The sequence below is a fragment of the Streptomyces stoeckheimensis genome, from assembly GCF_045822005.1.
Lineage (GTDB): Bacteria > Actinomycetota > Actinomycetes > Streptomycetales > Streptomycetaceae > Streptomyces > Streptomyces stoeckheimensis.
This window is the reverse complement of sequence record NZ_CP169550.1, coordinates 2793386-2815138: the sequence shown is the minus strand read 5'-3', so window position 1 is coordinate 2815138 and position 21753 is coordinate 2793386. Positions and strand designations below refer to the sequence as shown.

General features: G+C 70.5%; 13 protein-coding genes. 10 read left to right on the top strand and 3 right to left on the bottom strand.

Features of this window, described 5'->3' with window-relative positions; genetic code table 11:
* The first annotated feature begins 96 nt into the window (after nt 1-96).
* From ACE1OC_RS12595 to serA, 6 genes are all read left to right on the top strand, one after another.
* Nucleotides 97-1053: a 2-hydroxyacid dehydrogenase gene (locus ACE1OC_RS12595; RefSeq protein ID WP_407837090.1), complete on the top strand. Its 957-nt coding sequence runs from the start codon at nt 97-99 to the stop codon at nt 1051-1053.
* 282 nt (nt 1054-1335) lie between these two features.
* Nucleotides 1336-4248 carry a putative bifunctional diguanylate cyclase/phosphodiesterase gene (locus ACE1OC_RS12590; RefSeq protein WP_407837089.1) on the top strand — a complete coding sequence of 971 codons (2913 nt, stop codon included), beginning with the start codon at nt 1336-1338 and terminating at the stop codon, nt 4246-4248.
* A 215-nt stretch (nt 4249-4463) separates the two neighbouring features.
* On the top strand, nt 4464-6353 hold the full coding sequence (locus ACE1OC_RS12585; protein ID WP_407837088.1) for an acetolactate synthase large subunit: 1890 nt from the start codon (nt 4464-4466) through the stop codon (nt 6351-6353).
* Between the two features lie 32 nt (nt 6354-6385).
* Complete coding sequence (ilvN, locus tag ACE1OC_RS12580) at nt 6386-6910, top strand: acetolactate synthase small subunit (RefSeq protein ID WP_053677671.1); 525 nt, start codon at nt 6386-6388, stop codon at nt 6908-6910.
* A gap of 140 nt (nt 6911-7050) precedes the next feature.
* A complete protein-coding gene (gene ilvC / locus ACE1OC_RS12575; protein ID WP_243337812.1) occupies nt 7051-8052 on the top strand; it encodes a ketol-acid reductoisomerase in 1002 nt (333 codons plus the stop codon).
* A gap of 277 nt (nt 8053-8329) precedes the next feature.
* Nucleotides 8330-9919 (top strand): phosphoglycerate dehydrogenase, encoded by a 1590-nt coding sequence (gene serA / locus ACE1OC_RS12570; protein WP_407837087.1) that lies wholly within the window; start codon nt 8330-8332, stop codon nt 9917-9919.
* 88 nt (nt 9920-10007) lie between these two features.
* On the opposite strand, the gene ACE1OC_RS12565 is transcribed toward serA, so the two are convergent.
* Nucleotides 10008-11549 (bottom strand): MFS transporter, encoded by a 1542-nt coding sequence (locus ACE1OC_RS12565; RefSeq protein ID WP_407837086.1) that lies wholly within the window; start codon nt 11547-11549, stop codon nt 10008-10010.
* A gap of 90 nt (nt 11550-11639) precedes the next feature.
* On the opposite strand from ACE1OC_RS12565, the gene ACE1OC_RS12560 reads away from it, so the two are divergent.
* Together ACE1OC_RS12560 and ACE1OC_RS12555 are read left to right on the top strand one after the other, a co-directional pair.
* The gene (locus ACE1OC_RS12560; protein WP_407837085.1) at nt 11640-12239 is read left to right on the top strand and encodes a TetR/AcrR family transcriptional regulator; all 600 of its coding nucleotides are present in this window, start codon (nt 11640-11642) and stop codon (nt 12237-12239) included.
* Between the two features lie 130 nt (nt 12240-12369).
* Nucleotides 12370-16785 carry a hypothetical protein gene (locus ACE1OC_RS12555; protein WP_407837084.1) on the top strand — a complete coding sequence of 1472 codons (4416 nt, stop codon included), beginning with the start codon at nt 12370-12372 and terminating at the stop codon, nt 16783-16785.
* Nucleotides 16786-16806: 21 nt separating this feature from the next.
* Here ACE1OC_RS12555 and ACE1OC_RS12550 read toward each other — a convergent pair whose 3' ends face one another.
* Nucleotides 16807-18066: a PucR family transcriptional regulator gene (locus tag ACE1OC_RS12550; protein WP_407837083.1), complete on the bottom strand. Its 1260-nt coding sequence runs from the start codon at nt 18064-18066 to the stop codon at nt 16807-16809.
* 201 nt (nt 18067-18267) lie between these two features.
* Between ACE1OC_RS12550 and ACE1OC_RS12545 the strand changes: the two genes are divergently transcribed.
* The gene (locus tag ACE1OC_RS12545; RefSeq protein ID WP_407837082.1) at nt 18268-19194 is read left to right on the top strand and encodes a proline dehydrogenase family protein; all 927 of its coding nucleotides are present in this window, start codon (nt 18268-18270) and stop codon (nt 19192-19194) included.
* A 33-nt stretch (nt 19195-19227) separates the two neighbouring features.
* A complete protein-coding gene (gene pruA / locus ACE1OC_RS12540) occupies nt 19228-20859 on the top strand; it encodes an L-glutamate gamma-semialdehyde dehydrogenase (protein ID WP_407837081.1) in 1632 nt (543 codons plus the stop codon).
* Between the two features lie 91 nt (nt 20860-20950).
* Here the strand turns inward: pruA and ACE1OC_RS12535 are convergent, their stop codons facing one another.
* Nucleotides 20951-21652, bottom strand: coding sequence for a nitroreductase family protein (locus ACE1OC_RS12535; protein WP_351380377.1), 702 nt, complete (start codon nt 21650-21652; stop codon nt 20951-20953).
* Nucleotides 21653-21753 lie beyond the last annotated feature (101 nt).

The window sequence follows — 21753 nt, the reverse complement described above, 5'->3', positions numbered from 1 at the left end:
TGTCCCCCCTGGTCCTCCCCAGGCCTCGGTGGGCCTCCCGTTTCCGGCACACAAACTAACGGCTCGATCCGGATCCCCTGGCATAGCCTCCTGATCATGACTGCAGAGATGCCCGAGACCCTCGACGTTTGGCTCCCCTTCCCCGCCGAGGAGATCGATGGGCTGCCCGATTCCTTCCGCTACCGCCACTGGGACGGCGAGGAGGACTTCCCCGCCGATCCGGCGGCCTGCGTCTTCTACGTCACCCCGTACATGAAGTCCCCGGCCGTCACCCTGCGCCCGCTGCCGCAGATGCCCCGCCTGCGGGTCGTCCAGACCCTGACCGCGGGGGTCGATCACGTCCTGGGCGGCCTCGGCGACCTGGCCCCCGGCGTCCGGCTGTGCAACGCCAAGGGGGTCCACGACGCGAGCACCGCCGAGCTCGCCCTCACCCTCGTCCTGGCCTCCCTGCGCGGGATCCCCGGCATGGTGCGCGGCCAGGACCGCGAGGAGTGGCGCTTCGGGTTCTACGAGGCCCTCGCGGACAAGTCCGTACTGATCATCGGCTACGGAGCGGTCGGCGCGGCCATCGAGGACCGGCTCGCGCCCTTCGAGTGCGAGCGGATCGTCCGGGTCGCGCGGACGGCGCGCACCACGGCGCGCGGGCCGGTGCACGCCCTCGACGAACTGCCCCAACTCCTGCCCGCGGCCGACGTGGTGATCCTTTCCACACCGCTCACCGAGGAGACGAGGGGGCTCGCCGGCGCCGAGTTCCTCGGCCGGATGAAGGACGGCGCGCTGCTCGTGAACGTGGCCCGCGGACCCGTCGTCGACACCAAGTCCCTTCTGGCGGAGGTGGAGTCGGGCCGGCTGCGCGCCGCGCTGGACGTCACCGATCCGGAACCGCTGCCTTCAGGCCATCCGCTCTGGCATGCTCCGGGTGTCCTGATCACGCCCCATGTGGGCGGCAGCAGCTCCGCGTTCGAGCCGCGGGCCAAGCGTCTGGTGGCCCGTCAGCTCCGCGCCTTCGCCGCCGGAGAGCCCGTGGGGAACACGGTGTTGATCACGGAATGACGTGCGGTGCGCACGCTCCGCGTTCGTCCGGATGCGCTCGGTGGACACAACTCCCCTGTTGGTGACGGAGCGTAGAGAAACTATGTCCCTGAGTGACGAAAGTGGTGTATCGTCCGGAACAAGGGGCTGCGCCACGAACGTCTGGCGCTGGGGAGTGATCGGACACTTTGGGGGGCGACGGGCGATGCACGGCCAATGGACGAAGGATCCGATGCGGCGAAGCCGCCGGAGGCGACGGTGCCGGGACTGGACTGCGCCGGAACCAGCCAGCGAGGGGGACCGGTGAGCACCCCGGGGGCGGCGCTGCTGACCCGCCGGCCCCTCGCCGGCAGCGATGGCGGCAGCTCGAAGGGGCTGGCGATGCAGCTCCTCCTCGCGGTGGTCAGCAGCGGGTACGCCGTGGGCGCCGCGCTCGGCTGGGGCTCCGAGGAACTCGCCGAGATCATGGGCGACTTCGGGCTCAGCGCCGCCGGCCTGCTGGCCGCCGTCTCCTGCTTCACCTACGCCCGGGCCATTGACAGCCGGGAGCGCCCGGCCTGGCTGCTGTTCGCGTTCTCCTCGCTCATGGGCTGCTGCGGCAACGCCGTCTGGGGCTGGTACGAGGTGGTCCTCGGTGAGGCCGTGCCGAAGCCCTCCCTCGCCGACTTCGCCTTCCTCTGCTTCGCGCCGCCCGCCATCGTGGGCCTGCTCGTCCTCGCGAAGCGCCCGGTCACCAGGGCCGGCTGGGTCTGCCTCGGCCTCGACTCCTGGCTCATCGGCGGCTCCCTGCTCACCCTCTCCTGGAGCCTGGCCCTCGCGCACGCCGCGCGCACCGCCCAGTCCGGAGCCCCCGGCAGCGTCCCGCGCGCGGCCCTCTCGCTGGCCTACCCGCTCCTGGACATCGCGCTCGTCTCGATGGTGCTGGTGCTGCACTTCCGCCGCTCCGAGACCAACCGCTCCGCCGTGAACACCGCCATCGCGGCCCTCGCCCTGACCGTGCTGAGCGACGCACTGTTCACCTCGCCGCTGCTCAGCGCCGAGTACCAGTCGGGCCAGCTCCTCGACGCCGGCTGGTTCGCCGGCTCGCTCCTCCTGGCGTACGCCCCCTGGGGCGCCCGCCGCCTGCACCCCGGCCCCGACCCCGTCGCGCACGCGCGCGCCGAGCGGCCGCACAGCCGCCCGATCACGGGCTCCCTGCCCGCCCTCACCCCGTACCTCGCGGCGGCCGTCTGCACCCTGGGCATCCTGTACAACGTGGTGGACGGCCGGAAGGTCGACCGGGTCGTCGTCTTCACCGGCTGCACGGTCGTGCTCGCCCTGGTGATCCGCCAGGGCATCATGCTGCTCGACAACATCGCCCTGACCCAGGAACTGGCCCAGAAGGAGAACCACTTCCGCTCCCTGGTCCAGGGCTCCAGCGACGTCATCATGATCGCCGCCCCCACCGGGACCCTGCGCTACGTCAGCCCCGCCGCCGCCGGGGTCTACGGCCGCGAGGCGGAAGAGCTGGTCGGCACCGAGCTGGCCACCCTGATCCACCCCGAGGACCTGGGCCGCGTCGTCCACGAGGTGCGCCGCTTCCTGGCCGCACCGCCCGCCGAGGAGCCGACCACCCGCATCGAGTGCCGGTTCAGATCGGGTGGCGGCGAGTGGCTCAATGTGGAGTCCACCGTCAACCGCCACCAGGGCGGCCTGATCCTGAACAGCCGCGACGTCACCGAGCGGGTCCGGCTCCAGGCGCAGCTCCAGCACAGCGCCGAGCACGACCCGCTCACCGACCTCCCCAACCGGGCCCTGTTCACCCGCCGGGTCCGCCAGGCGCTCACCGGCCGGCGGGCCGGGGACCACAGCACCGCCGTGCTGTTCATCGACCTCGACGGCTTCAAAGCGGTCAACGACACCATCGGCCACCAGGCCGGCGACGAACTGCTCATCGAGGCCGCCCGCAGGCTCCAGGACTCGGTCCGGGCCGGGGACACCGCGGCCCGCCTCGGCGGCGACGAGTTCGCCGCCCTGATCCTGGGCGACGGCAGCCGCGACCGCAGCGCCCGCGAGTACCAGGTCCACGAGATCGCCGACCGGCTGCGCACCACCCTCTCGCAGCCCTACCGGATCGCCGGGAGCGAGGTCAGGGTCGCAGCCAGCATCGGCGTGGCCTTCGCGGATCCCGACATCACCCCTTCGGACCTGATGCGCAACGCGGATCTCGCGATGTACCGGGCCAAGGCGGGCGGCAAGGACCGGGTCGAGATGTACGCGCCCCAGATGCAGGCCGAAGTCGTCCGCAAGGCGGAGCTGGCGGGCCGCCTGCGCACCGCGCTGCACGACGGGGAGTTCGCCCTGCTGCACCAGCCCGTGGTTTCCCTGGCCTCGGGGGAGATCTCGGCCGTGGTGGCGCAGGCCCGGTGGCGTTCCGCGCAGGGGATCCTGTTCACCCCCGCCGAGTTCCTGCGGGTCGCCGCGTATAGCGAGGGAGGGGCCGGCGAGGGCGGGTCCACCACCCGGACGGCCGTACCGGACGCCTCGCGCACCGCCGAGCTGGGGCGCTGGCTGCTGGCGGAGGCCGTCGGGCAGGCCGCCGAGCGCCACCGGGCCGGGCACGACGTCCCCGTGGCCGTACGGATGACCGCGCAGCGGCTGCTCGACCGGTCGATGCCGCTGGGCTCCGTGGAAGCCCTGCTGGCCCGCAACGGGCTGCCGTCGGGCGCGCTCGTCCTGGAGCTCGCCGTCTCCGACCCCAGGGTGCCCTTCGACGACCTGGAGCGCCGTCTGGCGGCGCTGCGCCGGCTCGGGGTCCTGATCGCCCTGGACGGCTTCGGCAGCGGTTACGCGGCCATCAGCGCGCTGCGCCGGCTCCCCGTGGACATGCTCAAGCTCGACCGGGGCCTGGTCGAGGGGGTCGTGGAATCCCCCCGGCTCCACAAGATCACCGCAGGTTTGTTGCGGATCGCAAACGACCTCGGCATGCAGTCGGTGGCGGAGGGGGTGGACCTCCCCGAGCAGGTCATGGCACTGCGCGCGATGGGCTGTACCCACGGGCAGGGAATGGCCTTCTCCGGACCTCTGGACGAGTACAGGCTGCGGCGAGCGCTCGTGCGCGGTACGTTCCCAGTACCGGGCGGCGAGGCCCAACCCGCGTTGGCCGGTGGTTCCCCAGGGGGCTCGATGGTTATCCACAGAGGCTCACATAATGAGACGCCCGTCCCACCCGCTTGACATCACCCTCCCGCCGGAGGGAGGGTCAATGCCATGCGCACCCGAATTCTCGTACTTGGAAAGCGCGTCGGCTGAAGCAGGGACCAGCATGTCCCCGCTCAACGCACCCGACGCGCTCCCCTCGCTTGCCTCCCGGCACGAGGGGTTTTTTGTTGCACTGGCAACGCCGAATCTCGTAAAACCCTCCTCGTAAAACCCTCAGCTTCGAGAAGAGAATGCCGATGACCGAGCAGGCCACCGGGGCCCACCATCCGCAGCCGCGGGCCCGTACCGGCGGACACCAGACCGCCGCAGTTGAGCACGTCACGGGTGCGCAGTCCCTCATCCGCTCTCTCGAAGAGGTGGGGTGCGACACCGTCTTCGGCATTCCGGGAGGCTGCATCCTCCCCGCGTACGACCCGCTGATGGACTCCAAGAAGGTCCGCCACATCCTGGTCCGCCACGAGCAGGGCGCCGGCCACGCCGCGACCGGCTACGCGCAGGCCACCGGAAAGGTCGGCGTCTGTATGGCCACCTCCGGTCCGGGGGCCACGAACCTGGTGACGCCGATCGCCGACGCGCACATGGACTCCGTGCCGCTCGTCGCGATCACCGGCCAGGTCTCCTCGAAGGCGATCGGCACCGACGCCTTCCAGGAAGCGGACATCGTCGGCATCACGATGCCGATCACCAAGCACAACTTCCTGGTCACCAAGGCCGAGGACATCGCCCGGACCATCGCCGAGGCCTTCCACATCGCCTCCACCGGCCGCCCCGGCCCGGTCCTGGTCGACATCGCCAAGGACGCCCTGCAGGCGAAGACCACGTTCTCGTGGCCGCCCGCCCAGGACCTCCCCGGCTACCGGCCGGTCACCAAGCCGCACGCCAAGCAGATCCGCGAGGCCGCCAAGATGATCGCCGCCGCCAAGCGGCCGGTCCTCTACGTCGGCGGCGGCGTCATGAAGGCCGGCGCGACCGCCGAGCTGAAGGTCCTCGCCGAGCTCACCGGCGTCCCGGTCGTCACCACCCTGATGGCCCTGGGCTCCATCCCGGACAGCCACCCGCAGAACGTCGGCATGCCCGGCATGCACGGTGCCGTCACCGCCGTGACCGCGCTCCAGAAGTCGGACCTGCTGATCGCCCTCGGCACCCGCTTCGACGACCGCGTCACCGGCAAGCTGGACAGCTTCGCCCCCTTCGCCAAGGTCATCCACGCGGACATCGACCCGGCGGAGATCGGCAAGAACCGCGCCGTGGACGTCCCGATCGTCGGTGACGCCCGCGAGGTCATCGCCGACCTGATCCAGGCCGTCCAGGCCGAGGCCAACGAGGGCAACACCGGCGACTACACCGCCTGGTGGACGGACCTCAACCGCTGGCGCGACACCTACCCGCTGGGCTACGACCTGCCCGAGGACGGCACGCTCTCCCCCCAGCAGGTCATCGAGCGGATCGGCCAGCTGGCACCGCAGGGCACCATCTACGCGGCCGGCGTCGGCCAGCACCAGATGTGGGCCTCGCACTTCGTGAACTACGAGGAGCCCCGCACCTGGCTGAACTCCGGCGGCGCCGGAACCATGGGCTACGCGGTCCCCGCCGCGATGGGCGCCAAGGTCGGCATGCCGGAGCGCACCGTCTGGGCGATCGACGGCGACGGCTGCTTCCAGATGACCAATCAGGAACTGGCCACCTGTGCCCTGAACAACATCCCGATCAAGGTCGCGATCATCAACAACGGTGCGCTGGGCATGGTCCGCCAGTGGCAGACCCTGTTCTACAACCAGCGGTACTCCAACACCGTCCTGCACGCGGGCGAGACGGGCACCGACACGGCCGTCGGCTCCCAGCTCGGCGAGTCGGCCGCCCCCCGCATGGGCACCCGCGTCCCGGACTTCGTCAAGCTGTCCGAGGCCATGGGCTGCGTGGCGCTGCGCTGCGAGGACCCGGCCGACCTGGACAAGGTCATCGCCGAGGCCAACGCGATCAACGACCGCCCGGTCGTCGTCGACTTCATCGTCCACGAGGACGCCATGGTGTGGCCGATGGTCGCTGCCGGCACCTCGAACGACGAGGTCATGGCCGCCCGGGGCGTCCGCCCCGACTTCGGCGACAACGAAGACGACTGAGCCGAGAGAGCCCGAGAGAGAGAACGACTCACATGTCCAAGCACACGCTCTCCGTCCTGGTCGAGAACACGCCCGGCATCCTCGCCCGGATCGCCGCGCTGTTCTCCCGACGCGGGTTCAACATCGACTCCCTCGCGGTCGGTGTCACCGAGCACCCCGACATCTCGCGCATCACCATCGTCGTGAACGTCGAGGACCTCCCGCTGGAGCAGGTGACCAAGCAGCTCAACAAGCTGGTCAACGTGCTCAAGATCGTCGAGCTGGAGCAGCACAACGCCATCGAGCGCGAACTCGTTCTGGTGAAGGTCCGCGCCGACAACGAGACGCGCTCGCAGATCGTCGAGATCGTCCAGCTGTTCCGCGCCAAGACCGTCGACGTCTCCCCGGAGGCCGTCACCATCGAGGCCACCGGCGGCACCGACAAGCTGGGCGCGATGCTCAAGATGCTGGAGCCCTTCGGCATCAAGGAGCTCGTCCAGTCCGGCACGATCGCCATAGGGCGCGGCGGACGGTCCATCACGGACCGCAGCCTGCGCGCGCTCGACCGCAGCGCCTGAGCCCGCCGGGCCGGTGACACCGGCCCGGTCGTGGCCCGCCCGTCCGTTTCTCGCTCGCTCGTATGGCGAGACCGAGATCCACGTATTCCGTTCCCCGCCGTACGGTGGGAGCAACACCAGCGCACCAAGGAGATATCCCAGTGGCCGAGCTGTTCTACGAGAACGACGCCGACCTGTCCATCATCCAGGGCCGCAAGGTCGCGGTCATCGGTTACGGCAGCCAGGGCCACGCCCACGCGCTGTCGCTCCGTGACTCCGGCGTCGACGTCGTCGTCGGCCTGCACGAGGGCTCGAAGTCCAAGGCCAAGGCCGAGGAGCAGGGCCTGAAGGTCCTGCCCGTCGCCGAGGCCGCGGCCTGGGCGAACGTCATCATGATCCTGACCCCGGACCCGCTCCAGGCCGAGATCTACGCCGCGTCCATCGAGTCCCACCTGGAAGAGGGCGACGCGCTCTTCTTCGGCCACGGCTTCAACGTCCGGTACGGCTTCATCAAGCCCCCCACCAACGTGGACGTCGCCCTGGTCGCCCCGAAGGGCCCGGGTCACCTGGTTCGCCGTCAGTACGAGGAAGGCCGCGGCGTGCCCTGCATCGCCGCCGTGGAGCAGGACTTCACCGGTTCCGCCTTCCAGCTCGCGCTGTCGTACGCGGCCGGCATCGGCGGCACGCGCGCCGGCGTCATCAAGACCACGTTCACCGAGGAGACCGAGACCGACCTGTTCGGTGAGCAGGCCGTTCTCTGCGGTGGCGCCTCCGCGCTGGTGAAGGCCGGTTTCGAGACGCTGACCGAGGCCGGTTACCAGCCCGAGATCGCGTACTTCGAGTGCCTGCACGAGCTGAAGCTCATCGTGGACCTCATGTACGAGGGCGGCCTGGAGAAGATGCGCTGGTCGGTCTCCGAGACCGCCGAGTGGGGCGACTACATCACCGGTCCCCGCATCATCACCGACGCCACCAAGGCCGAGATGAAGAAGGTCCTCGCGGAGATCCAGAGCGGCGAGTTCGCCAACACCTGGATGGCCGAGTACAAGGCCGGTCTGCCGAAGTACAACGAGTACAAGAGCGCCGACGAGGCGCACCTGCTCGAGACCACCGGCAAGAAGCTCCGCAAGCTGATGAGCTGGGTCGACAACGACGAGAGCTGATCCGCTGCGTCGCGGGGCCGGGACGGTGCGTCCCGGCCCTGCGGCACATCGGCCGGACACCCGCGCGAGGGGCCTCCTGGAGGACCGCTTGTCCACCCTGGCCAATCTCGTGCGGGTGATCCTTCCGTACAGGCGGAATTACCTTCCGGATCCGCCACTACACTGCTCAACACAACGCGTCAGGCCCACAGTGTCGTGCGTCTTCCACGCGGCTACCCCCCCTCCACCGCCTGCGGCCGTCGGGACGGCCGTCCGCACTGGACTTGTGAGGACCCACGTGAGCTCGAAACCTGTCGTACTCATTGCCGAAGAGCTGTCGCCCGCCACTGTCGAGGCGCTCGGCCCGGACTTCGAGATCCGGCACTGCAACGGTGCCGACCGCGCGGAGCTGCTCCCCGCGATCGTGGACGTCGACGCGATCCTGGTCCGCTCCGCGACCAAGGTCGACGCCGAGGCCATCGCCGCCGCCAAGAAGCTGAAGGTCGTCGCCCGTGCGGGCGTCGGTCTCGACAACGTCGACGTCTCGTCCGCCACCAAGGCCGGCGTGATGGTCGTGAACGCTCCGACCTCCAACATCGTCACCGCCGCCGAGCTGGCCTGTGGCCTGCTCGTCGCGACGGCCCGCAACATTCCGCAGGCCAACACCGCCCTGAAGAACGGCGAGTGGAAGCGGAACAAGTACACGGGTGTCGAGCTCAGCGAGAAGACCCTCGGCGTCGTCGGCCTCGGCCGCATCGGCGTGCTGGTCGCCCAGCGCATGTCGGCCTTCGGTATGAAGATCGTCGCGTACGACCCCTACGTGCAGCCCGCGCGCGCCGCCCAGATGGGCGTCAAGATGCTGACGCTCGACGAGCTGCTCGAGGTCGCCGACTTCATCACCGTGCACCTGCCCAAGACCCCCGAGACCCTCGGTCTCATCGGGGACGAGGCCCTGCACAAGGTCAAGCCGTCCGTCCGCATCGTCAACGCCGCCCGCGGCGGGATCGTGGACGAGGCCGCGCTGTACTCGGCCATCAAGGAGGGCCGCGTCGCCGGCGCCGGCCTCGACGTGTACGCGAAGGAGCCCTGCACGGACTCCCCGCTGTTCGAGCTCGACCAGGTCGTCTGCACCCCGCACCTCGGCGCGTCCACGGACGAGGCCCAGGAGAAGGCCGGTGTCTCGGTCGCCAAGTCGGTGCGCCTCGCGCTCGCCGGCGAGCTCGTGCCCGACGCGGTCAACGTCCAGGGCGGCGTCATCGCCGAGGACGTCCGTCCCGGCCTGCCGCTCGCCGAGAAGCTCGGCCGCATCTTCACCGCCCTCGCGGGCGAGGTCGCGGTCCGCCTCGACGTCGAGGTCTGCGGCGAGATCACCCAGCACGACGTGAAGGTGCTCGAACTCTCCGCGCTCAAGGGTGTCTTCGAGGACGTCGTCGACGAGACGGTCTCCTACGTCAACGCCCCGCTCTTCGCGCAGGAGCGCGGGGTCGAGGTCCGCCTGACCACCTCCTCGGAGTCCCCGGACCACCGCAACGTGGTGACCGTCCGCGGCACCCTGTCGGACGGCCAGGAGGTCTCGGTCTCCGGCACGCTCGTGGGCCCGAAGCACCTGCAGAAGATCGTCGGCATCGGCGCGTACGACGTGGACCTGGCGCTCGCCGACCACATGATCGTCCTGCGCTACGCCGACCGCCCGGGCGTGGTCGGCGCCGTCGGCCGCATCCTCGGTGAGGCCGGCCTCAACATCGCGGGCATGCAGGTCGCCCGCGCCGAAGAGGGCGGCGAGGCCCTCGCGGTCCTCACGGTCGACGCCGAGGCTCCGGTGAACGTCCTCGCGGACATCGCCACCGAGATCGGCGCCGTCTCGGCCCGTACCGTCAGCCTCGGCTGACGTTCCGGCAGCAGACCGACGCGAAGGGCCCGGGGGAAACCCCCGGGCCCTTTCGTGTGTCCTGCCTCTTCGGGCGTTCCTACGCCGCTCAGTGCGCGAGGGCTTCGCCGGCCGCCGCCCGCTCCGCCGGAGCCGGGGCCTGGGCCTGGGCTCCGCGACCCCGGAGCAGGGCCGCGGCGAGCACCGCCGCCGCGAGGAGGAGGACCGTACCGCCCCAGGCCGCGAACTGCATCCCGTGCACGAAGGCCTCCCGGGCCGCCGTCAGGACCTGCCCGCCGGCCGCGCCGCCGAGCTCCTGGGCGGTGGCCACGGCCCTGCCGAGGGTCTCCCGCACGGCGGGCTCGGAGCCGGCCAGGTCGGAGCGGTAGACGGCCGTGCCCAGGCTGCCCAGGACGGCCATCCCGAGGGCGCCGCCGAACTCCTGGCCGGTCTCCAGCAGGGAGGCGGCCGAGCCGGCCTTCTCGGCGGGGGCGGAGCCGAGGGCCATGTCCGAGACCAGGGACATCACGGTGACGATGCCGCAGGCGAGGACCCCGGCTCCGGTCAGCAGCAGCCACAGCGAGTCGGTGTCCACCAGGCTGATCAGGGCGAACCCGGCGGCGGCGAGGACGAAGCCGCCCGAGATGACGTAGGCCCGGTCGGTCTTCTGGGCCAGGGCCGCGCTGGCGGGGGCGGCGGCGCCGATGAAGACCGAAGGGGCGAGGCTCCAGAGGGCGGCTTCCAGGGTGCCCATGCCCAGCACCGACTGAAGGTACTGGGTGGTGAAGTAGGCCGAGCCCATCATGGCGAAGGCGGCGATGGTGTTCAGGCCGATGCCGGCGCCGAAGCCGCGCTCCCGGAAGAGGGCCCGGGAGACCATGGCGTCGTCACGGGTGCGCTGGCGGCGCACGAAGAGCCACCCGAAAGCCAGGCCGGCGGCGAGGCAGCCGGCGTAGAGCGGGGTGAAGCCCTCGGCGGCGATCTCCTTGAGCCCGTAGACCACCGGCAGCACGGCGGCCATCGACAGTGGCACGCTCAGCAGGTCGAAGCGGCCGGGCGCCGGGTCCTTGAACTCGGGGACCAGCACGGGGACCAGCACCAGCAGGAGCAGCATCGCGGGCACGTTGATCAGGAAGACGGAGCCCCACCAGAAGTGGTTCAGCATCACCCCGCTCATGACCGAGCCGAGGGCGATGCCGCCGGTCATGGCGCCGGACCAGATCGCGATGGCCTTGCCGCGCTGCCCGTCGTCCTGGAAGAGGTTGCGCACGAGGGCCAGCGTGGACGGCATCAGGGTCGCGCCGCCGATTCCGAGGAGCACCCGGGCCGCGATGAGCATTTCGGCGCTGGAGGCGTAGGCGGCGGCGACCGAGGCGAGTCCGAAGGCGGCCGCGCCGGCCAGCAGCAGCCTGCGGCGGCCGATCCGGTCGCCGAGCGAGCCCATCGTGATGAGCAGGCCCGAGAGGGCGAAGGCGTAGCTGTCGAAGATCCAGAGCTGCTGCGTGGCGCTGGGGTCCAGCTCCCGGGTGATGGCCGGGATGGCGAAGTAGAGGACGGAGACGTCCATCGAGACGAGGAGCAGGGGGAGCAGGAGAACGGCGAGTGCGGTCCATTCCCGGCGACCGGCGAGACGTGCTGCGGGGTTCGTCATGAGCAGAAATGTACAAGCGTCATAAACGCTTGTCTAGTACGGCTGTATGAAACGTTTGTCTTGGACGGTCGTCTTGGCTACCGTGAAGGCATGGGACATCGCGAAGACTTGCTGGAAGGCGCCAAGAAGTGCCTGGTCGAGAAGGGTTTCGTGGGTACGACCGCCCGCGACATCGTCAAGGCCTCGGGTGCGAACCTGGCCTCGATCGGCTACCACTACGGCTCCAAGGACGCCCTCATGACGGAGGCGTTCATCGCCGTCATCCAGGAGTGGGGTGACCAGTTCACGACCGGGGTGGAGGGCGAGGGCGGCTCGCTGGAGCGCTTCCGCTCGGTATGGGACGGGGTGCACGCCGGGCGCGAGGAGTCCGGCCCGATCTGGGCGGCGAGCATGGAGATCGCGCTGACGCCCGGTCGGCTGCCGGAACTGCGCACGATGCTCGCCGCCTCGCAGGGGGAGGGGCGCAAGGGGCTGATCTCCATGTTCACCGGCGTGCCCGAGGAGGACCTGACGGAGGACGACCTGCGGACCACCGGCGCCTTCTACCAGGCCCTGCTGAACGGGTTCATGCTCCAGTGGCTCTTTGACCCCGCGTCGGCCGCGACCCCGGCGGAGCTGACCGAGGGGATGCGGCGGGCGGTGCGGGCGATGACGGCGACGGCGCCCGAGGGCGCCCCGGCCGAAGGCTGAACGGAGCCGGAACGCGGGCCGGCGCAGGGGCCCGCGAAGGGTGAACTGACGCTCCGTCGAACCGGGGGGACGGCGGCCGCTGCCGTGCACTAACCTGCCCGCGAGGGATGGGGAGCACGGGGAGGGCTCGATGGCGGAATCGGCGAAGAGTGGCCAGGAATCAACCCTGGACGACGAGTTACTACGGGAAGGCGTCGACCGGGACATCGTCGAGGCCCTCGGCGCATGGCAGAAGCGCACGGAAACGAGCATCGCCTTCGACCGGTGGCTCACCCAGGGTCTGAGCGGCGCGAAGCTGGCCTCGGTGGTGCTGTCCGGGCCGCTGTTCGCCGGTCGGCTGATCATGAAGATCTGCCCGCCGGGCCGCCATACGGCACGTGAGCCGAAGCGGCATCGCAAGGCTTTGGAGGAGGCGCCCGAACTCTTCGCCGCGACGCATCTGGTCGACCAGCCGATCGAACCGGTGGAGGTCGACAGCGGTGCCAAGGTGATGTTCCAGGAAGTGGCCGGTGGCGGCCTGGGGAACATGCGGGTGCTGTCCGCATGGCACGGCCGGCAGCTGCCCGAGCTGGCCGGGGCGGTGGCCAGCTCGGTACTGGAGGAGTGGAACCCCCGCCCTTCGGGCATGCCCCGGAAGTCGGTGGCCGAGTACCTCCGCAGCAATCTGGGCACGCTGACCGACAAAGGGGGCCCCCTGAAGGCCCTGGCCGGCCAGCTGACGTACGAGCCGGACGACGGCACCGTCCCGCTGTGGATCACCCTGTCGGCCGGCGAGGTGGCGCCGAACGTCGTCGCCTGGTTGGAGGAGTCCGAGTGGCGCGGCCTCGACCCCGGCCACGTGATGTCGATCCTCGGCCGTGCGCACGGCGACCTCCACAGTGACAACATCCTGTTGCCGGTCAGGTCGAAGCCGCCCGGGGAGGCCTACCGCCTCATCGATCTGTCGGCCTACGAGGCGGACGCCCCGCTCTCGCGCGATCTCGCTCATCTGACCTTGTCGCTGATCATCCGCGATCTTCCGGGGCTCACCGATGTGCAGCGTGCGGCGCTGGCCGAGTTCCTGGTGGACCCGGAGTCGGAGAGCGGGTTCTCCCTCCAGGTGGCCGGACTGTGCGACCTGGCCAACGACATCGCGCAGGCCGGTGAGAAGTACGCCGCGGACTTGTCGATGCTGGACGACTGGCGCGATCTTTACGCGCTGTCCCTCGTCGCCAATGCCCTGCTCTTCGCGACGAGGGAGCAGACCGTCGCCGCGCGCGAGCGCGCCTGGTGCTACGAACTGGCATGCACCGCGCTCGGCCGCCTGTTCGGGCAGCGCGGCCTGCGGCCGCCGGCGGACCAGGCACGGGGATACGGCTTCAAGGCGGCACCCGTAGGCGACTGGGACATCTCCGAGGCGTTGGAACAGCTCTCCGCCGCCTGTGAGCGCTGGAGCGCACGGCGTACGGTCATCGCCGTACTGGACTCGGCTTCGCTGTCCACGGCGGCGTGCGAGAAGTTCACCCGGCTCGGCTGGAACGTGGTCGTGGAGCTGAACCCCGCCACCGACACGGACGGCGGCTGGCTGCACGCCTCCACGGAGAGCAGCCGCGTACCGCGGCTGCGCCTGCCGGGCCAGGACATCTTCTTCGGAGACAACAGCACCACCTGGATCGCCGCGGCCGGACTCAGCAACGCCAAGCCGGTCTCTCCCCGGGACGGGCTGCGCCAGTGGCGTTCGGCGTACCTGCCGTTCGTCAGGAAGTCGTTCGACGTCCTCAGCCGCCACTCGGCCCGGCCGGTGACCGTGGTGTGCTTCGGCGAGGGCGGCAGCGCAGAGCGGGCCGTGATCGAGGAGTGCCAGGACGTCTTCGGAGAGCGGGTGGAGACCTTCATGGTCTCCGCGACCGGACTGGGCGCCCTCGCGGACTACGGTCCGCAGCTGATCCACGCCGACCCCAGCGCCCTGCTGGCCGCGCTGCCGGACCAGTCGGGGTCCCGGATCCGTGGCCGCACACCGAGGATCCCCGCCAAGGACGGCCCCATCGATGTCCCGGAGGACCTGCTCGCCCGGTTCAACGACACCGCCACTCTGCTGCACACCGAGGTGGGCGCGGAGTCGGAGGGCGGTGAGTTCGAGGTGGGCGCCTTCTACCGGGGCCGCCCCATCTCATGGTTCGAACTCGACTCGAACCTCGATCTGCCCAGGGCCGTGACCGGTGAGTTCGTGCAGCAGGTGCGCGCCGCGCTGGAGCAGCGGGACACCCTGCGGGTCATGCTCGGGCACTCACCCGGCGCTGGGGGCACCACCATCGCCCGGCGGGTGGCCTGGACGCTCAAGGACGACTTCCCGACCATCGTGGCCCGGGCCGTCCAGGACGATGTGGTCCTCGCCGACCTCGTCAGCGACCTGGCGAGGGCCACCGGCAAACCCGTGCTCCTCACCCTCGAACTCGTCGCCGAGGCCACCCTGGACAGGCTGTACGACATGCTGCGAGCGAGCGGGGTGCCCGTGGTGCTCCTCATCACCGCCCGCCGAACCACGCTCGGCCGGGCCCATGACGCGCCCCCGCAGGGCCGGGGCGAGGCAGTCCGGACGACCCTCCCCCAGTTGGGGCTGCGGGTCGGGCCGATGCGCCGCGGGACCGACCGCAGGGAGATGGCCGGCCACTTCACCCAGCTGGCGCCCGAGCGGGCGGACGACCTCTTCGCCCTGGCCGGGGAAGACTCCGACAGCAGCGTGCCGTTCTTCTACGCGCTCACCGCCTTCGTGGAGGGCTTCGAAGGGCTGTCCGGGTACGTGGAGCAGTTCGTCACGGGCATCAACGACACCGACCGGGAGGTGCTCGTACTGCTCGCGCTCGCCCACCGGTTCAGCGGGGTCCCCGTACCCGAGGACCTGTTCGCCGGGTTGCTCGGCGTCCCGTCGTCCCATCAGGTGGAGCTGCGACGGCACGTCGACGAGCGGCTCCACGGCCTGCTGGTCGAGGAGAGCCGGGGCATGTGGCGGCTGTCCCACAGTCTGATCGCGGAGGAGGTGCTACGGCAGTTGCTGGTCCCGCCGGCCGCCTCCCGGGGACGTGAGGACTGGAAGGCGGCCCTGCCCCTGTGGTGCCTGCGACTGATCTCGCACGCGGGGGAGGTGTTCCACAACCGGCTGCCAGACGACCTCAAGATCCTGCTGGACCGGCTGTTCACCATCCGCGACGCGCGCGAACCGGTGGAGTTCCGCACCAACACCAGCACCTACACCGAGCTGTTGCAGCAACTGTCGGCCCCCGGGCGCAAAGAGGTGCTGCACGCACTGGTTCAGACGTTCCCCGAGGAGTCCCACTACTGGGGTCACTACGGCCGACTGCTGTCCTACGACTCGCGCGACTTCGCCTCCGCCCTGAAGGCGGTGGACCGGGCGATCTCCATCGCGTCGTCCGACCCGCTGCTGCACCACATGCGCGGCGTCGTCTTCCGGAACGAGATCAGGTCGTTCATCGAGGACCGCGGGGACGCCAAGGGCAACCCGCGGGAGAAGGAACGCGCGATCCTGGAACTCGTGGAAGGCGCGCGTCTCTCGTTCCAGATGGTCTCGAAGCTGGACGACTCCAGCGAATACGGGCACGTCACGCTCGCGCAGATGTGCATCAAGGTCATCGAGTTCGGCTACTCCACCTCGGGCGCCGACACCTATTCCCGCTTCCTCGCCAGGCCCTCCGCGGTGGCGTACCGGGACCTGCTGGGTGACGCGGAGGACGCGCTGGACGCGGCGCTGGAAATCCGGGGATCCGACCGGATTTCGCGCGTGGCCGAGGAGGCCGAGGTCGAACTGCTGAAGATCTACGACGACTACCAGGCGCTGCTCCAGGGCTGGCGCAACCTGCTGGAGCGGACCGACGTCTACAAGCCCTCGGTCCGCCGCCGTCTGGCCCGCGTCTACCGGCAGCGCCACGGATCCTGGCGGAAGGCGAACCCGCGGGACATAAAGCAGGCCGTCGAGCTACTCAACGACAACCTGATGGACAACCCCCGGGACTTCGCCAGCCTGCGCGAATGGCTACAGGCAGCCCGGTTCCTGCCGGCCTCGCTGGACAGGGCCGCGGACTACGTGACCACCTGGGCCCGGGCCGAACCCTTCAGCCGGGAGGCGCTCTTCTACGACTACGTACTCACCGGACTGCGAGTGCTCGAGGGCCAGGACTCGGCGATGCCGGAGTACAAGCGCAAGCTGGAGCTGTGCCGGGAACGGACGTCCGGCTTCGGCAACCGGCGGTTCAACTACGAATGGCTCGGCCAGGGGGCCGAGTTGGGCCGGCTGGTGGCCCATGACGACCTGCGGGACTGGAACCGCCGGGAGAACGCGCCGGCGCCCTCGTTCCTGACCCGCCTCGAGGGCAGGGTGGACCGCATCACCGGACCGGCCTCGGGTGTCATCGACTTCGGTCGGGGCATCCACGCGTTCTGCGTACCGCGCCGCGCCAACCTGGTCCGGGGCATCCACGAGAACCGCTCGATCACAGGCCTGCTCGCGTTCCGCTACGACGGCCCCGAGGCCTGGGCCGTGGAACTGAGCTAGGGTCCGCCGGGCGGATCCCGGCTACCCGTGCAGGCGGGCCGCCTTGAGGGCCATGTGGAGGAGCAGCCGGTCCTCGCCCTCGTCCAGGTCGAGGCCGGTCAGCTGTTCCACCCGGGACAGGCGGTAGTACAGGGTCTGGCGGTGGATTCCCAAGGCCGCGGCCGCGCGGCCCGCTTGGCCCGCGCAGTCCAGGAACACCTCGGCGGTACGGGCCAGTTCGGGGTTGGCCGGGCCCCGCAGGGTGCGGGTCACCGGGTCGTCCAGGGCCTCGTCGGCGACGGACGCCAGCATGCGGTACGGCCCGATGGCGGACCACTGCGCGACCGGGCCGAGTCGCGGCCCGGCTGCGGCGGCCCGGGCGGCGGCGGTGGCCTGCTGCCAGGCGGCGGGCAGTTCGGCGAGCGCCCGGACGGGGTCGGACACCCCGGCGGTCACCCCGGGGGTTGCTCCGGCGGGTGATTCGGTGGTCACCCCGGCGGTCACTCCGGGGGCGACGGCCTTGCCGCCCGCCCCGGCGGCTGCGCGGGGCATCAGGCGGGAGACCGCCGTCAGGGCCGGAGCCAGCGGGTCCGCGCCGCGCAGCCGGACCAGGACCGCCAGGGACTGGACCGCCGGGCGGCCTCCGCCGCTGCGGGGTTCCTCCTCGGCGGCCCCCCGCCAGGGGACCACGCACACGGCCGCCGCTCCCGGGACGGACGCCGGGGCCTCGCCGGACCACGGGCTCACACAGACCGCGGCGTGCGCTCCCTCGCCGCTCGGACCGAGTGCCACCCGTAGCGCGGCCACCGCCATGTCCTGCTGCCAGCCGCGCCCGGCGGTGAGCACCGCGAGGAACTCCCGGGACAGGTCGGCCCCCGCCCGGGCCTCCTCCGCGAGCAGCAGCCCGATCCGCTGCGCCACCTCCATGGCGGCGTCCAGTGCCTCCGCGTCGGGGCCGGGCTCCTGGTCGAGGAGCCATACGTAGCCCTGGACGATCCCGCGGTAGCGCACCGGCAGGCAGATCCGGCCCCGGAAGACGCCGGCGTCGGGGGCGGCCGGGATCCTGACCGGTCCGGTGGCGCGGGCGATGCCGAAGCCCTCGAACCAGGACCGGACGGCCGCCGTCGACTGCCGGGTCAGGATCGAGCGGGTCCGTACGGGGTCCATGACCAGCTCGCCGTCGAAACTGTCGCTGTCGTGCGCGCCGAAGGCGATGAGGCGGAAGTCCCGGTTCTCCAGCGTCGCCGGAGCGCCGAGCAGCGCCGAAATCTCGTCCACCAGGTCCTGGTAATCGCCCTTCACCCGCACATTCTCCCACCCCCGGACCGACTCTTCAGACAGATGTATGAGATCCGGGCCACGGATGCGTGACAGCTGTCGATGGCAGAGGATCGGGGAGATCCCTAGGTTTCACGGTGGTTTTACTTGCGTTTTCCTTATGGCCTCCGTCGTCCCGGCGTGGGGCTATTGTCGGCTTCTGCCCGCCACCCGTTGGAGGTACCCGTGCTGGGTCCCGCGATCCTCGCCGCCTCGCGCAGCGACAAGATGCGCCGAATCGTCTCTGCCGCCCCGGTGACCAAGCCCGTGGTGAACCGGTTCATCCCCGGTGAGACGGTCGACCAGGTCATCCCGATCGTCGAGGACCTCACGGCCAAGGGCCTGGAGGTGACCCTCGACGTCGTCGGCGAGGACATCACCACCGTGGAGCAGTCCCACGCGGCGCGCGACGCGTACCTCCAGCTCATCGAGCAGCTCGCCCACCTGGGACTCGGCGAGACCGCCGAGATGTCCGTGAAGCTGTCCATGTTCGGCCAGGCGCTGGAAGGCGGCCACGAGCTCGCCCTCGCCAACGTCCGCCCGGTCGTCGAGGCCGCCGCCGCCATCGGCACCACCGTGACCCTGGACGCCGAGGACCACACCACCCTCGACTCGATGTTCGCCATCCACGAGGAGCTGCGCCGGGACTTCCCGCAGACCGGCTGCGTGATCCAGGCGTACCTGTTCCGCACCGAGGCCGACGCCCGCCGCCTGGCGGCGGCCGGCAGCCGCGTGCGCATCGTGAAGGGCGCCTACAAGGAGCCCGCCGAGGTCGCGTACCAGGACAAGGCCGAGATCGACAAGGCGTACGTCCGCATCCTGAAGATCCTGATGGAGGGCGAGGGCTACCCGATGATCGGGTCCCACGACCCGCGCCTGATCGCCATCGGCCAGGAGCTCGCCCGCCAGGCGGGCCGCAAGCTCGACGAGTACGAGTTCCAGATGCTCTACGGCATCCGCAGCGAGGAGCACCTGCGGCTGGCCGCCGAGGGCCACCGCATGCGCGTCTACACGGCGTACGGGACCGACTGGTACGGCTACTTCATGCGGCGCCTCGCGGAGAAGCCGGCCAACCTGCTCTTCTTCCTCCGCTCGATGATCACCAAGAACTAGGCCCTCCCACTAGCTCAAGGAGCACCCCGCATCATGGACGCTGTAACCCGGGTCCCCGTGCCGGTCAACGAGCCGGTCCACTCGTACGCCCCCGGCACCCCGGAGCGCGCGCGCCTCGAAACGCAGCTGAAGCAGCTGTCCGAGAACCCGATCGACCTCCCGATGACCATCAACGGCGTCAAGCGGATGGGCGGCGGCGAGCGCTTCGACGTCGTGCAGCCGCACGACCACAAGTCGGTCATCGGCACCTACGCGAACGCCACGCAGGCCGACGCCCAGGAGGCCGTCGACGCCGCCCTGGCCGCCGCCCCGGCCTGGCGCGCGATGTCCTTCGACGACCGCGCCGCGATCATCCTGCGCGCCGCCGAGCTGCTGTCCGGCCCGTGGCGCGAGAAGCTGGCCGCGTCCACCATGCTGGGCCAGTCGAAGACCGCGCAGCAGGCCGAGATCGACACCCCGTGCGAGCTCGTAGACTTCTGGCGCTTCAACGTCCACTTCGCCCGCCAGATCCTGGCCGAGCAGCCCGTCGCGAACTCCGCCGGCGTGTGGAACCGCAGCGACCACCGCCCGCTCGAGGGCTTCGTCTACGCGATCACCCCGTTCAACTTCACGGCCATCGCGGGCAACCTCCCGACCGCCCCGGCCCTGATGGGCAACGTGGTCGTGTGGAAGCCGTCCCCGACGCAGACCCACTCCGCGGTCCTCCTCATGGAGCTGCTCGAGGAGGCCGGCCTGCCGAAGGGCGTCATCAACCTCGTGACGGGCGACGGCATCGCCGTCTCCGACGTGGCGCTGACCCACCCCGAGCTGGCGGGCATCCACTTCACCGGTTCCACCAAGACCTTCCAGTACCTGTGGAAGACGGTCGGCACCAACATCGAGACGTACAAGTCCTACCCGCGCCTGGTCGGCGAGACCGGCGGCAAGGACTTCGTCGTCGCGCACCCGTCCGCGGACCGCGCGATCCTGAAGACCGCCCTGACCCGCGGCTCCTTCGAGTACCAGGGCCAGAAGTGCTCGGCGTCCTCGCGCGCCTACGTCCCGGCCTCGATCTGGAACGACGGCTTCAAGGAGGCCTTCGCGGCCGAGGTCGACGGCATCACCATGGGTGACGTCCGCGACCTGACGAACTTCATCGGCGCCGTCATCGACGAGCGCTCCTTCGCGAAGAACAAGGCCGCGATCGACCGCGCGAAGGCCGACCCGACCTGCGAGATCATCGCCGGCGGCACGTACGACGACTCGGAGGGCTACTTCGTCCGCCCGACGGTCATCGCGTGCACGGACCCGTCCAACGAGGTCTTCACGACCGAGTACTTCGGCCCGATCCTGGCGATCCACGTCTACGAGGACGCTGACTTCGACGCGATGCTGGCTCAGATGGAGTCCGTCTCGGCGTACGCCCTGACCGGCGCCGTCATCGCCCAGGACCGCTACGCGGCGGCCGACGCGATGGAGAAGCTCCGCTTCGCCGCGGGCAACTTCTACATCAACGACAAGTCGACCGGCGCCGTCGTCGGCCAGCAGCCCTTCGGCGGCGGCCGCGCCTCGGGCACCAACGACAAGGCCGGCGCGGCCTCGAACCTGATGCGCTGGACCTCGACCCGCTCCATCAAGGAGACCCTGGTGGCCCCGACCGACTACGGCTACCCCCACATGGGCTGACCCCGGCCCCCCAGAACCCCGCCCCCGTTCCGGTACCCCCAAGTCCGGAGCGGGGGCGGTTTCATGTCCGGGCCAGGCCCAGGCGGTCCGCCTAGACCTCCACGATGACCTGGTCCAGGGACTTGCGGGTGAGGTCCGGGACCTCGCAGTCGTCCGACGGGTAGCCAACCGGGATGACCGCGAAGGCCTTTTCGTTCTCGGGGCGGTTCAGGACGTGGGAGAGGAAGCGCATCGGGCTCGGTGTGTGGATCAGGGCGGCCAGGCCGGAGAGGTGGAGGGCGGACAGGAGCATGCCGACCGCGATGCCGACCGACTCGTCGACGTAGTAGTGCTTGTGCTTCGTGCCGTCCTCGCCGAGCCAGTAGCGCTGCTGGAAGACCACGATCAGGGCCGGGGCGTCGGTGAGGTGGGTCTTCACGGCGTCCGTGCCGATGGGGCGCAGGGCCGCGAGCCATTCGTCGCCGAGGCGGCCGTCGTAGGACAGCTGCTCCTCCTGCTCGGCGGCCGCGCGGATCTGCTCCCGTACGGCCGGGTCCTTGACCAGGACGAAGGTCCACGGCTGCTGGTGCGCACCGGAGGGTGCGGTCGCGGCGCACGCGATGGCGTCCCGGACCACCTGCTCGGGCACCGGGTCGGGGGAGAAGTGGCGTACGGTCCTGCGCCCGTCCATCCGCGAACGGAGCTCGGCGGCCCGCGCAAGCGATTCCGGCGCCGGCATCCGCTCGGGGCGGTAGGGGGCGGGACGGTACGGCTGGCCGTGGATCGGGGTCCACTGCTGGGTATCGGGAGACATGGGGCGAGTCTGCCGAGGCAATGGTCCAGACCGCCAGACCCGCGTCGGCCCCATTCGGCCGGTGGGCGATATTTCATGTCCGCATAGCGGATACGGGCGGT

Excerpts from the sequence above, each read along its gene's own strand:
- ACE1OC_RS12585 (WP_407837088.1), top strand. The coding sequence starts at position 4,464 with ATGCCGATGACCGAGCAGGCCACCGGGGCCCACCATCCGCAGCCGCGG.
- ACE1OC_RS12565 (WP_407837086.1), bottom strand. The coding sequence starts at position 11,549 with ATGACGAACCCCGCAGCACGTCTCGCCGGTCGCCGGGAATGGACCGCA.
- pruA (WP_407837081.1), top strand. The coding sequence starts at position 19,228 with ATGGACGCTGTAACCCGGGTCCCCGTGCCGGTCAACGAGCCGGTCCAC.
- ACE1OC_RS12560 (WP_407837085.1), top strand. The coding sequence starts at position 11,640 with ATGGGACATCGCGAAGACTTGCTGGAAGGCGCCAAGAAGTGCCTGGTC.
- ACE1OC_RS12595 (WP_407837090.1), top strand. The coding sequence starts at position 97 with ATGACTGCAGAGATGCCCGAGACCCTCGACGTTTGGCTCCCCTTCCCC.
- ACE1OC_RS12555 (WP_407837084.1), top strand. The coding sequence starts at position 12,370 with ATGGCGGAATCGGCGAAGAGTGGCCAGGAATCAACCCTGGACGACGAG.
- ilvN (WP_053677671.1), top strand. The coding sequence starts at position 6,386 with ATGTCCAAGCACACGCTCTCCGTCCTGGTCGAGAACACGCCCGGCATC.
- ACE1OC_RS12535 (WP_351380377.1), bottom strand. The coding sequence starts at position 21,652 with ATGTCTCCCGATACCCAGCAGTGGACCCCGATCCACGGCCAGCCGTAC.